The sequence below is a fragment of the Alcaligenes faecalis genome (assembly GCF_009497775.1).
In the GTDB taxonomy this organism is placed as follows: domain Bacteria; phylum Pseudomonadota; class Gammaproteobacteria; order Burkholderiales; family Burkholderiaceae_B; genus Alcaligenes; species Alcaligenes faecalis_D.
This window is the reverse complement of record NZ_CP031012.1, coordinates 2,754,774-2,767,420: the sequence shown is the minus strand read 5'-3', so window position 1 is coordinate 2,767,420 and position 12,647 is coordinate 2,754,774. Positions and strand designations below refer to the sequence as shown.

Below are 12,647 nucleotides of genomic sequence, written 5' to 3'. Positions count from 1 at the left end.
AAGAGCAAAAGGGCACAGGGCAGTCAGTATCTGGATGTCTGAGTCTGCCGTGGACTGAGCGAATGCCAGTGCCCTAGGTCTTGCTTATTGGGACACCCGCGTCTTGCGCCTGGCCGGATTGTAGATACGCAGAATATGGCTGTACCAGAACAGCAGCAGCAAGGCCGAAGCCCCCAGGCCCAGGCTGGACATGGTCCACAAGCTGGCTGCACCCACAGGTGCACCCGGAGCCAGCCACTGAATCACTCCTTCCAACGATCCGGCAGCAGGTCCAAACCCTAACCACCAGCCACCGCCCAGACCCAGCACGCTCAGGGCAAAGAACTGCAGCAGCATGGGAACAAAAGCCACTTTATAGGCGCGCAGCAGATAGGAAATCAGGCACTGGAATGCATCGCAGAAGTGGAAGAAGGGCAGCAGTTGCAGCAAGAGCAGGGCGCGCAGGGCCACGTCGGCATCGTCGGTATAGGCATTGGCCAAGGTTGGACGCAGCAGAACCAGCAGGCTGATCGTCAGCGTGACCCCGGCCAGCACAATCCCCAGACTTAGCATCCCAACATGGCGGGCACGGTGATACTGCCCCGCACCAATGGCCTGAGCGCTGACCGATGCCGCGGCAACACCCACGGCCATGGGCACCATAAAGCACACGGCTGCCAGATTGGCCATGATCTGATGCGCACCAGAAGCAAACACCCCTTCGCGGGCCACCAGCAAAGCCATGAAGCTGAAGGCGCAGATCTCGATCAGGTAAGAGCCGCCCATAGGCAGGCCCAGACGCAGCAGTTCTTTCTGTGCCGCCCAGCTAGGCAGACCCAGTCGCAAGCTAAAGGGCTTGTAGAAGCGATCCGTACGCAGCAGCCACAGACCTGCGGCCAGCATTAGCCAGGAAACTACTGTAGTCGCCAAACCCGAGCCCACAGCCCCCATGGCTGGCAAACCGAATTTCCCGAAAATCAGCATCCAGTTGAACAGAGCTTTGAAGGCTACGCTGAACAGATTGATCAGCATGACAGCCTTGGGGCGGGAGGTGGCCGTGCCCAGACAATAAATCGTTCGGAATACCAGGGAGGCGGGCAGGGCCAGAATCAGGCTGCGCAAATACCAGGTCACCCGGTCGTGAACTTCAGGGCTCAAATCGCCCGACCAGCTTAGCCATATATTGGGAAAGGCCAGCGCCAGGGTGCCGATCAGGGTCAGCAAAAGGGCCAGCCACACGCCTTGCCCCCACCAGCGACCCACTTCAGTCAGGCGGCGCGCGCCAAATTGCTGCGCAATGATGGGGATCAGGGCGTGGATGACGCCCATCAAGCCAATAAAGACGGTGATGTAAATGGAGACGCCCAGGCCCATGGCCTGCAAGTCGATGGGACTGCTGTGGCCGACCATAACGGTATCCAGCACCCCGAAGGCGATACCCGCCCAGGAGCCGACCAGCACAGGCCAGGCCTGGCGCAGGATCTGACCTGCCTGGCCTTTCCAGTTGTGATGAAACACGGAGGACATGATTGAAACTTACTGAGCTTGCACTCGCAGCAGACGGAAAGCCTCGTGACGATCTGGCCCGCGTTTACCTTGCCAGAGCTGGACCGCATTGTCAGGAATGGGGGCCTTGCCATCTTGCAGGTCGCGCAGGGAGAACTGTTCCAGCACCAAAGAGCAGCGGTTGTCGAAATTGATATTGATGTTGTTGAACACCAGGAAGGAGGCGCGTTGTCCCGAGCCCAGGCCCCAGGAGCGCAGGCACTCGCCGGGCTGCCTGTGTTCGTGCAGGGCCGCGGACAGTTCGCCCGATACGTCCCGGTAGCTACGTACGTAGTCCAGCGAGGGCATCCACAGGGTAACCAGCAAGAGCCAGGTTGTAATCAGACCACCGGCGGACAAGACTGTGCCACGCAGCAGTCCTGGCGGGTTGGTGGACAGGCGCCAGCGCACCAGTGCGATCCAGGCCAGTGTGCCCAGCGCAGCAATAATCATCACCGGCCAGGAGATAAAGGTGTCATAACCTTGAGTCTGGCGAGCGATATTGTGCGAAATCTGACGAGGCCAGCCGGTTTGCTGCGCAATCCAGCCCAGCCAGACCGTGGTTGCCGTCAGCGAGAAGCACATGATGGCAAACCAATCCAGCGTATTGACTACGCCACGACGCAAGGTAGGTAGCGAGAAAGCCGCCAGGATGGCGCAGGGCACGACCAGCAAGGCGTATTCAGGCTCGAAGGCATCGCGGATAAACAGCAGGCTCAGTAGCGGGACCAGCAGGCTGATGGTCGGTACATAAATATGCGGGGCCTTGAACCAGTTGCGCCATTGCCACAGCGCCAGCACTGCCAAAGGCCAGGTGGGCCAGAGGAACCACAGCAAGTCGCGCAGATTATTCAGTTGTTCTTTGAAACCGGCCCATCCCCAGGCAGCCAGATGCCACAGACGCCACTGTTCAGTCCAGTACACACTGACGCGCTTGGCGGGAATCCACCAGGCCATGATGATGGCCAGTGTCAGCACGGCGCTCAGGGCCAGCCATTGGCTGTGCTGGCGCAAGGGGCCGCGTGGAATGAAGCACAGCACGGTGCCCAGCATGATGGGGCCAGCGCCCAGCCAGCCACGGGTCAGGAAGCAGGCACCCAAAGACAGGCCCAGCAGGATCGCACCGGAAGCCGGACGGTCAAACATGCGCACCAGGCTGTACAGGGCCAGTGCCTGGAAGGCGATGATGGCCGGCACTTCCGAGGTTTCGTGCATGCGCCAGAGAATGCCGACCGTAGCCACCGTCAGCAGCAAGGTGGCATCGGCAATCATGCGCCCATAGGCCGTGGGCGAGGGCTCGCCCCCAAAGGGCAGGCGCAGCGGTTGAGCTTCAGGACGACGGGCCAGCCAATAAGCGCTGTGCCAGACCGACGCTGCCAGCGTGCCGAACCACAGCAGGTTGGGCAGGCGGGACGCCACAATATTGGCGTTCAGCTCGGAGGTAAACAGTTTGAGCAGCGGCGCAAACAGCGTAATGAACAGGGCACCCAGCCAGGTGGTCAGCGGCCCATCCTGGGCATGCGCCAGATCGCCCACCTGCGGCAACAGCAAGGCCTGACCGCTGGGATCAGACAAAGCGGTAAGCATGGTTGCAAGCCCGATGACATCGTCTGCCTTCCAGGGATCACGGAAAAACAGACCCGCAAGAATGTAAATAGTCCCTACAACAAGCAGGACCAGTCGGGGAAGTTTGACGGCAGCGGTAGCAGTCAGGCGGGCAGGGGTGGAGGTGGGTATGAGGCTGGATGACACGTCTAGGGTAAAACAGTCTGTTGATTCGCCCTATCTTAATGCAAAGGGGGCGCCTTGGCCGGGAAATGTACGCTAAAAAAAAGGCAGCCGAAGCTGCCTTTTTTGCGCTGAACGCGGTATGTCGCGAAAGAGAGCTTATTCGCCTTTCTTGACGGTACCAGCCGTACGGGCAAAACGGGCGCGGAATTTTTCAACGCGGCCAGTTTCCACGATACGGGTTTGAGCGCCCGTGTAGAAGGGGTGCGACTCGGACGTCACGTCACACTTGAACAGTGGGTAGGTCTTACCGTCTTTTTCGGTGGTTTCGCGAGTCTGGACAGTGGAACGGGTGATAAAGGAGTTGCCCGTTTGCAGGTCCAGAAACACCACGTCACGGTATTCTGGGTGAATGCCTTCTTTCATGATGATTCCTGTTTTGACAAATAAGGACCGCCAGCAAGGCGCGTATTTACAAAAACAAAGCTGCACAGGGCAGATTTCCAATCTTGTAAATACCGGCACTAAAAAGCTAGAGGGCTGTTTTTTTAACCGGGTTTGGATTTTTTAAATCCCGCCCGATTGAATAATGCCTAAAGACTTTTTGCCACGTATCCGATGAAGCCTGAAATTTTAGCATCGAGCCGCCGCTTTTCAAAGAAAACTCCGTAAAAGCGCGGCACAAGTGCAACAAGAAGCCACCTAAGGATCGTGAAGCAGGCCCCGAAACCCGTAGATTGCCAGATTTCGGGGCCTTGCTTGCTGATTAATAAGGGCTTCAGGCTACCTGTTTGCGCTTGCGGAAAGACAGAATCCAGATGCCGACGGCCAGCTCCAGCGCCGCAATAATCCACAAACCGCTTTGGAAATTACCGCTGGCGTCTTTCAGGGCACCCAACATGAAGGGCGCGCCAAAACCGGCCAGGTTGGCTACCGAGTTGATGAAGGCCACGCCAATCGCGGCTGCCGAGCCTGCCAGGACGGCGTTGGGCAATTGCCAGTACACCGGAATGCAACCCATGGTGCCGGACACGGCAATGATCAGGCTGATGAAGGCCATGGTCGTATTGTTACCCAGGAACAGACCCACGCCAGCCAGACCGATGGCGCCGATGATGACCGGAATCCCCGTGTGCAGTCGGGCTTCGCGGCGACGGTCGGCACTAAAGCCCAGCGCCAGCTGGAAAATCGCCCCAAAGACATAGACCAGACCGACCAGCAAACCAACCTGCAGCGGATCGGTCGGGCCCAGCGAGCGCACCAGGGTAGGGGCAAAAAAGGCCAGCGTGGAGTTGGCGGCCACGATGCCAAAGAACATCAGGGTCAGAGTCCACAGATCGGCATTGCCCAGGGCTTTCTTGAAGCTGTGCTCGCGCGGCCCTGCGGCCTTGGCGTCCAGTACCAGCTCCTGCTTGATCAGGTCTTTTTCACGCTGGCTTAACCAACTGGCCTTTTCAGGGCTGTCCACAATGAACATCACCGCCAGAATGCCCGCGAAAATCGTGGGCAGGCCTTCCAGCAGGAACAGCCATTGCCAGCCCGACCAGTCATTGACGCCATGCAGGCGCGTCATGATGAAACCGGCCAGTGGTGCACCCACAACCGAAGCCACGGCCGAGGCGGAAATAAAGACCGCAAAGGCTTTGGCACGGCGATGGGCCGGGAACCAGAAAGTCAGGAACAGCAGCACACCGGGCTGGAAGCCCGCTTCAAAGGCCCCCAGTAAAAAGCGCATCACATAAAAGTAGGCGGCTGTTTTGGTAAACATCATCAGCACGCAGATCAGACCCCAGCCAAAGGCGATGCGGGCCAGGGTCTTGCGCGCACCAATACGCAGCAGCAACCAGTTGCTGGGTACTTCAAAAAAGAAGTAGCCCAGGAAGAAAATCCCGGCACCTATGCCGTACACCGTTTCGGAAAACCCCAATTCGGGCTGCATCTGCAGCTTGGCAAAACCAATATTGAGCCTGTCTATCCAGGCCAGCATCCAAAGCAAGAAGATGAAGGGCAAAATGCGCCACATCACTTTCTTGTAAATCTGATCCAGTTCCTGCTTGCTGGCGGATGAAGCCTGGGCTCCGTCCGCAAGGGTGCTGCTTGTCATGGGGTGTCTCCTTGTGTGGTACAGCGTGTTATGGCTGATCTGGGGGCAGGCGCTCGGCCATAAGCTCGCAGGCAGCAATGATGGGATTGATCACCGGCACAGCCAGCCTGCTTTGCAGCGCTTGGGCGCTTTGCGCCAGCGGGCCGCCGCCGATGATGACGGCGCGGGCACCGTCCTGTTCGATACATGCCACGACGCTGTCGGCCAGTTCCTGATCCTGACGATCAGGGGCCTGGGCCAGATCCAGCGGGGCGGTAGGGGTCAGGCGCAGGCCGGAGAACTGGTCGCTCCAGCCATAGCGCTGTACTTGATCCAGAATGGATTGCTCCAGACCGGGGGTGGTGGTGGCAATGCCAAAAGGCGTACCTGCGCGGGCGGCTTGCTCCATGGAGGCCTGCCCGATGCCGATGACCGGAACCGTGACGCGTTCAGTCAGGGCTTGCAGGCCGGGATCCCCAAAAGCGCCGACGATGACACCATCAGCGTCCTGCGCCTGGGCCAACACCTGCGGGTGTCTGGCCATGGCGGCGGCCTGCTCCAGTTCCTCCATTTCGGTCAACATGCCCGGTCCCTCGGGGGCGGTCAGCCCCCGGACCTGAATGTCGCTACGCTGCAGGCTCTGGAAACAAGCCTGGGCAAGCGCCACCATCATGTCCGTGGTGGGACGGGAAGTATTGGGGTTGATGAGCAGTACGGTATGAGACATAAATACAGGGGCCGCAGCAACACGGCTTATTAAGTGAATCAGGTATCCAGAGGGCGACCGAAGGTTTCGGGCGCCAGCTGCAGGACAGCGGCAAAGGTGACATACATGCCCGCCATCAAGGTGAACATGCCGGCTACACCATAGCCTTCCAGCACCCAGCCGCTAAGCGTAGGAATAAATGCGCCCGCCAAGGTGCCCAGCGCCAGAATGAAGGCGGTGCCAAAGGCGCGGACGCGGGTGGGATACAGCTCGGGGGAGAAAATCCAGATCGTGGTGTTCAACAGAAGCACGCAGAACTGGAAGGCTGCGCCGAACAGCAGTACCAGGTAGATATTGAAGCTCAGGAAGCCAAAGGCCAGACCGCTGGCGCAGGCCAGCAAGGCTCCATAGGTGAAGACGCGTTTGCGAGGCACACGGGAGCCCAGGTAAGAGGCGGTCAAGGCCCCCAGCAGGCTGCCCGACTGCATCAGGATCGTGAAGGTATAGCTTTTCACCAAAGAGTGGCCTTGCTCCACCAGCAGGGTCGGCATCAGGGTCAGAACTGTCAGCTGCGCGCCGTAGGTCATGCACACGGCAATGCCGGTCACCAGAGTGCGCATGGCCAGCGGGCCTTGGAAAATCTCGCTCAAACGTACCCGCTCTGCTTTTTGTGCTTGCGGGCCGCTGTGCAAATAAGGATAGGGATTGGCAACGTGGCGGCCCAGCTTGCCCGAGGCCAGAATATTCAGAACCTGATTGGCCTCGTCAATACGCCCTTGCGACACCAGAAAACGGGGTGTTTCAGGAATGTAGCGACGATAGAACAACACCATGAAGGCAGGCATGACCAGCAGGCCAAATACCCAGCGCCAGCTTTCAGGGCCGGGAAAGAGGGTAAAGACCAACAAGCCGAAGGCCGGGGCCAACATATTGCCCAAACCGCCACCGGCGACGTTGATCGTGCCGACGGCCGTGCCGCGAAAGCGCGAGGAGCAGAATTCGGCCAGCATGGTGACGGCAATCGAGATCTCGCCACCCAGACCAAAGCCCACAATCATGCGACCCAGGCCCAGTACCCAGTAGCTGGGGGCAAGGGCGCAGATCAGCGCGCCCAGCGTGAACAGGGCCAGGTTGATGGTCAGCATGACACGGCGACCGTAGTGGTCCGCGATATAGCCCGATAGCAAGCGCCCCAGAGCGGCAGCGGCGAAGGTCAGGGTGTTCAGAAACCCGACATCACGCGGCGTCAGCCCCCAGTGTTGCTGTAGCAGCGGGCCGACCAGGCCCACGGCATTTTGCTCCAGCACGTCAAACAGCACGCCCAGCAAAATCAGGGCCAGCACTTTGCGGTGCGAGTTGGTGACGCCTATGGTTTCCAGCGAGTTTTCCAGTTGCTGCTGAACCGTATGATTGTTGGCCGTAGAACTGGCCTGTGCCTGCCCGGTGTCGGCTGGCAAGGTTTGTTGCTTGCTAGACATGGTTTCTCCTCGTTCCAGGGCGTATGCGGCCCCAACATTATTTTTTCAATCATTATTGATATGAAAAAATCTTTTCAAAACTAGGGTAAACGAGAAAGATTTTGCAGTGTCTGCGGGGTGGTGGCGCAGGGTGTTGATATAAAAGGGTTTTTGATAAAAAAAGGATCATCGCAGTTCGCGTATGATCCTTATTCGATTCCTTGAATAGGCTGAGCCCGTTTTATCCTGGATGCTGTCCTGTCCTGTCCTGTCCTGTCCTGTCCTGTCTTTGTCTCTGTTTCTGTCTCTGTCTCTGTCTCTGTCTCTGTCTCTATTGGTGCTGCCGATGCAGATACCGTGATCTACAGCTCCAGAAAGCTGTCGTGGAAAGCCTCCACCAGACCCAGATGACGACGCCCGGCAGGTCCGGCCTGATCCATCACCTGGCTCAGGATCAAATGGCACAGCCCGATCACCGCCACGTGGTTATCCAGCACACCGGGCGATTGCACATCACAGCGCAGGGTCCAGCGACAGGCGCTTTTTTCCGGGCTGAGCTGGTCAGTGATGTGCAGCACATTCGGGTTCAGTTGCGCCATTTGCCCAATCAGCTGCTCCATATTGCGTACCCGGCGACGCAGGGCAAACATCACCACCACATCGTCGGCATGTATACCGGCCAGATGCTCCCCCATGGTCTCGCCAGGACCGGGAATCAGTTGGGCCTCAGGGACGATTTGCAGCAACTGCCAGCGAAAGTAATTGGCCAGAGCATGGCTGGATCGAAATCCCAGTACCCACACTTTCCGCGCGCCCAGCATGGCCTGGGCGATTTCTTTCAGCAGCGAATCGGGAATGCGTCTATAGGTAGAGGCCAGATTGTTCTGGCTTTGCTGCAAATGCGTGGCCAGCGAGCGCTCGGCCTCTGTCTCGGTCGCGGCCAGCAGCAGGGGCGAGCCTGCCTTCTTTTCGGAGCGCACTTGCTTGCGGGCGGCTTCGTAATTGCTATAGCCCAGGCGTCGAATAAAGCGGGTAACCGTTGCATTGGACACATTGGCCAGCGAAGCCAGCTCTGAGGCGGTGTAGCCGGCCAGATCTCCCGGAAAATCCAGGGCAAATTCCGCCAGACGTCGCTCTGATGGGGATAGATCGTGAAGAATGTCACGTACGCGTCCAACAAAGGACTTCACGGCGGGATCAGACATGGCGTTCCGTACTCTTGTAGTGTGTTCTGGATTTTACGGGGAGGCTCATGGAACTGTATCAAAAATCCGGCCGTCCTCGCCGGACCGAATTGTTTACAGATCCCCGCGCTCGGCCATGGAGACGGTCTGGCTGGGCGTAACAATAATGTGATCCAGCAAACGGATATCCACCAAAGCCAGCGCCTGACGTATGTGCCGCGTGAGCCGGATATCGGAAGCGCTGGGATAGGCTGCGCCTGAAGGGTGGTTGTGCGCCAGAATAATGGCGCAGCTGTGGTGACGCAGGGCTGCGCGCAAGATCTCCCGGGGGTAGACCGAGGCCTGGTTGACTGTGCCCCGGCTGATTTCCTCGGCGCAGATCAGTCGCAGCTGATTGTCCAGAAACAGGGCCAGGCAGTGCTCCACGGGCAAATGTCCAATATGGGCAAGACAATATTCGCGCACCTTGTCTGCCTGATTCAGCAAAGGCAGGTCCGTCAGCGATTCCAGGGCACAGCGGCGTTGCAGTTCCCGGATAACCAACAGTTCCGAGCATTTGGCCGGGCCGATTCCGTCCAGCTGACGCAGGGCAGACGCATCGGCCGATAATAATCCTTTGAGTCCGTTAAAATGTTCAAGCAACATCTGGCCCAGCTCGACAGCATTGCGCCCACGCGTCCCGGTGCGCAGGACAATACCCAGCAGTTCCGGGGTGCTCAGGCAGGCAGGGCCGTGCGCCAACATGCGCTCACGGGGCCCTTGGCGGCGTAAAGTGGATGTGGCCATAAGAAACGCTAAAATGCGGTAATTGAATGATTTTCTATAGTGAGCGATTGTGAGTAACTCTGCTAGTTCCGAGCTTGGAATTGTCCGTCAGGATTCCTACCTGACTTTGCACTATCGTATAGAGCTGGCCAGCGGCCCGGCGGCAGGCTCTGTGTTTGCGGATACCTTTACGGGCCGCCCGGCGACCTTGCAACTGGGCAATGGTCAGTGGGCCCCTGGCATGGAAGAGAAATTGCTGGGCCACCGTGAAGACGAGCGCTTTCAGCTCGACATCACCCCGGAGGATGCCTACGGCGCCCGTAACCCGGATCTCCTGCAGCGCATTACTCGTGAAATGCTGGCCAGCAATGCCGCCGAAGGCGTGGAGTTCGTGCCCGGTGATATGGTGGAGTTTGCTGCCCCTAATGGCAGCCGCTATTCGGGCGTGCTCAAGGAAATCGACGACAAGACCGCCTTGTTCGATTTCAACCATCCTTTGGCCGGTGTGGCCTTGCGCCTGGATGTTCATATTTTGGGGATTCTGTAATGAGTCAAGCTACTCCTGTTCAGAACGCTGAGGTTGTTCTGGCCCAGCCCCGTGGATTCTGTGCTGGGGTCGATCGCGCGATTGATATTGTCGAACGCGCCTTGGAATTGCACGGCGCACCGATTTACGTGCGCCATGAAATCGTCCATAACCGTTACGTGGTGGAAGACCTGCGCAACAAGGGGGCGATCTTTATTAAAGAGCTGGACGAAGCGCCTTCGGGCGCGATCGTGATTTTCTCGGCTCACGGCGTATCGCGTCAGGTGCGTGACGATGCCGAAAAGCGTGGCCTGAAAGTCTTTGACGCCACGTGTCCGCTGGTCACCAAAGTGCATATCGAGGTCTCTCGCATGCGCGCGGAAGGCCGGGAAATCATCATGATTGGTCACGTCGGTCACCCTGAAGTCGAGGGTACGCTGGGGCAGGCCGATGGCGGCATGTACCTGGTGGAAACGCCCGAGGACGTCGCCAATCTGAAAGTGGCTGATCCCGACAAACTGGCCTTTGTGACGCAAACCACCTTGTCCGTGGACGATGCCGCGGTGGTGGCCCAAGCCTTGCGTGAGCGCTTCCCCAATATCGTGGAACCCAAGAAAAGCGATATCTGTTATGCCACACAGAACCGTCAGGATGCAGTCAAGATCATGGCTCCACAGTGTGATCTGGTCCTGGTGGTGGGCAGTACCAACAGCTCGAACTCCAATCGTTTGCGCGAAGTGGCCGAACGCAAGGGGGCTGAAGCCTATCTGCTGGATAAACCGGAAATGATTGATCCGGCCTGGCTGGTGGGTAAGAAGCGCGTGGGCGTGACAGCGGGCGCATCGGCACCGGAAGTTCTGGTCAATCAGGTGATTCAGCGCTTGCAGGAATTGGGCGTAGGCAAAGTGCGAGCCCTGGATGGCGTGGAAGAAAACATTGCCTTCCCGCTGCCCCGAGAGCTGTCGCGCAAGATTGAAAGCCTGAACAAATAAAAAAACGATTTTTGCAGGGTGGACAGGAGACAAGATGATTTTGTATAGCTACTTTCGCAGTTCCGCCGCTTACCGGGTGCGGATTGGTCTGAACCTCAAGGGTCTGGATTACCAGATCAAACCTGTGCACCTGCTCAAGGATGGCGGTCAGCAGCATCAGCCGGATTATGTGCAAATCAATCCCGTGCAGTTGCTGCCTGCTTTGGATGATGATGGCCTGATCATTACGCAATCCCTGGCCATCCTGGAATATCTGGACGAACGCTATCCTGAATTGCCTTTGTTGCCCAAAGCCTCGGCAGAGCGGGCCTGGGCACGTTCCATGGCACAAACCGTGGCTTGTGATATTCACCCGCTGAATAATCTGCGCGTGCTGCAGTATTTGAAAAACGAGCTGCATGCCGAGGAAGACGCGCGCAACCAGTGGTATCGCCACTGGGTCAGCGTAGGCCTGGAAGGCCTGGAAGCCTTGGTGCAGCGTCATGGCAAAAAGGATCATGCCTTTATTTTTGGTGATACCCCCGGTCTTGCCGAAATCTGCCTGATTCCTCAAATGTTCAATGCACGTCGTTTTGACATGGATCTAAGCGTATTTCCACGCCTCTTGGCGGTAGAGGAAAAGTGTCTGGAGCTGTCCGCATTTCAGGAAGCGGCTCCCGACCGTCAGCCCGATGCAGCTTGAGCATCTGCATGAGGTCGGCCTCTGCTTGCGCCGACCGGACTCCACCCGCCTGACAGGCGGGTTTTTCTTGCCCCGTTTCAACTGGCTGGACGGCGTTGGGGGCGTAAAGGACGAGACATGAATATTGGTTTTTGTGGTTTGGGCCGTATGGGTCAGCCTATGGTGCGCCGCTTGTTGAATGCCGGTCGTCAGGTTCGCATCTGGAATCGCTCCAAGGACAAGGCGCAAGCCCTGATCGAAGCGGGTGCCCATTGGTGCGATACCCCGGCGCAAATGGCCGAGCAGTGTGAGGCCGTTTTCCTGTGTGTCTTTGATGCGCAGGCTGTGCACGATACCGTCCTGGGCGAGCAGGGCCTGGCGTCGGTGCAGGGAGCCTTGCGGATTGTGGTGGATCACTCCTCGATCCCACCGCAAGCCTCGCGCGAGATGGCGGCCCAGTTGCAGCAGCGTTGTGGGGCCCATTGGCTAGATGCTCCGGTATCCGGTGGTGTTGGCGGCGCTGAACAAGGCACCCTGGCCATCATGGTGGGCGGGCAGGCTGTGCAGCTGGATCGTGTCCGTCCGGTGCTGGCCGCGTATTCGCAGCGCGTCACTTTGATGGGGGCAGTAGGGGCCGGCCAAGTAACAAAGTTATGCAATCAGACAATTGTGGCCACCACCTTGACCGCCATTGCCGAGGCCTTGAGCCTGGCCAATGACAATGGCGTGGATGCTTCCAAAATCAGTGAGGCTCTGGGGGGCGGTTGGGCCGATTCGGTTCTGCTGCAATTGTTCGTGCCGCGCATGACTCAGCCCGACAATCAAGTAAAAGCGTCGGTGGACACCATGCTGAAGGACTTGAATACCGTGGCGGAGCTGGCCAGTGTCAGTCATACCAGCATGCCGGTGGCTCATGCGGCTCAGCAAACCTATCGTGCGGCCCATCGTCTGGGCCTGGGCGAAGAAGATGTCGCTCGCATTACGCATGTGAATAGTTACAATTACGGGGAATAAACTACCA

At 58.2% G+C, this 12,647-nt stretch carries 12 protein-coding genes; 4 read left to right on the top strand and 8 right to left on the bottom strand.

The genetic code is table 11. From position 1 onward, the window contains the following. Positions 1-84 precede the first annotated feature (84 nt). From DUD43_RS12895 to radC, 8 genes are all read right to left on the bottom strand, one after another. Positions 85-1,506 carry an MATE family efflux transporter gene (locus DUD43_RS12895; protein WP_153230606.1) on the bottom strand — a complete coding sequence of 474 codons (1,422 nt, stop codon included), beginning with the start codon at positions 1,504-1,506 and terminating at the stop codon, positions 85-87. Positions 1,507-1,515: 9 nt separating this feature from the next. Continuing rightward, a complete protein-coding gene (locus tag DUD43_RS12890; protein WP_153230605.1) occupies positions 1,516-3,276 on the bottom strand; it encodes an ArnT family glycosyltransferase in 1,761 nt (586 codons plus the stop codon). Between the two features lie 135 nt (positions 3,277-3,411). Continuing rightward, positions 3,412-3,678 (bottom strand): type B 50S ribosomal protein L31, encoded by a 267-nt coding sequence (locus DUD43_RS12885; RefSeq protein WP_003802796.1) that lies wholly within the window; start codon positions 3,676-3,678, stop codon positions 3,412-3,414. A 352-nt stretch (positions 3,679-4,030) separates the two neighbouring features. Beyond that, positions 4,031-5,356 carry an MFS transporter gene (locus DUD43_RS12880; protein ID WP_153230604.1) on the bottom strand — a complete coding sequence of 442 codons (1,326 nt, stop codon included), beginning with the start codon at positions 5,354-5,356 and terminating at the stop codon, positions 4,031-4,033. Between the two features lie 28 nt (positions 5,357-5,384). Next, complete coding sequence (locus tag DUD43_RS12875; protein WP_153230603.1) at positions 5,385-6,062, bottom strand: aspartate/glutamate racemase family protein; 678 nt, start codon at positions 6,060-6,062, stop codon at positions 5,385-5,387. 38 nt (positions 6,063-6,100) lie between these two features. Next, complete coding sequence (locus DUD43_RS12870) at positions 6,101-7,519, bottom strand: MFS transporter (RefSeq protein WP_153230602.1); 1,419 nt, start codon at positions 7,517-7,519, stop codon at positions 6,101-6,103. Positions 7,520-7,860: 341 nt separating this feature from the next. Continuing rightward, positions 7,861-8,703 carry a MurR/RpiR family transcriptional regulator gene (locus tag DUD43_RS12865; RefSeq protein ID WP_153230601.1) on the bottom strand — a complete coding sequence of 281 codons (843 nt, stop codon included), beginning with the start codon at positions 8,701-8,703 and terminating at the stop codon, positions 7,861-7,863. A gap of 93 nt (positions 8,704-8,796) precedes the next feature. Beyond that, positions 8,797-9,468 (bottom strand): RadC family protein, encoded by a 672-nt coding sequence (gene radC, locus DUD43_RS12860; protein ID WP_153230600.1) that lies wholly within the window; start codon positions 9,466-9,468, stop codon positions 8,797-8,799. Positions 9,469-9,517: 49 nt separating this feature from the next. Here radC and DUD43_RS12855 point away from each other — a divergent pair, with 49 nt between their 5' ends. The 4 genes from DUD43_RS12855 (at position 9,518) to DUD43_RS12840 (ending at position 12,640) form a co-directional block, all read left to right on the top strand. After that, positions 9,518-9,994, top strand: a complete 477-nt coding sequence (locus tag DUD43_RS12855) for an FKBP-type peptidyl-prolyl cis-trans isomerase (protein WP_223254057.1) — start codon at positions 9,518-9,520, stop codon at positions 9,992-9,994. Further along, positions 9,994-10,965 (top strand): 4-hydroxy-3-methylbut-2-enyl diphosphate reductase, encoded by a 972-nt coding sequence (gene ispH / locus DUD43_RS12850; RefSeq protein ID WP_009456459.1) that lies wholly within the window; start codon positions 9,994-9,996, stop codon positions 10,963-10,965. The genes DUD43_RS12855 and ispH overlap by 1 nt, the downstream gene beginning before the upstream one ends. 34 nt (positions 10,966-10,999) lie before the next feature. Beyond that, positions 11,000-11,647 carry a maleylacetoacetate isomerase gene (gene maiA / locus DUD43_RS12845; RefSeq protein WP_153230599.1) on the top strand — a complete coding sequence of 216 codons (648 nt, stop codon included), beginning with the start codon at positions 11,000-11,002 and terminating at the stop codon, positions 11,645-11,647. Between the two features lie 81 nt (positions 11,648-11,728). After that, entirely contained in the window at positions 11,729-12,640 is a 912-nt protein-coding gene (locus DUD43_RS12840; RefSeq protein WP_416202950.1) for an NAD(P)-dependent oxidoreductase, read from the top strand. Positions 12,641-12,647 lie beyond the last annotated feature (7 nt).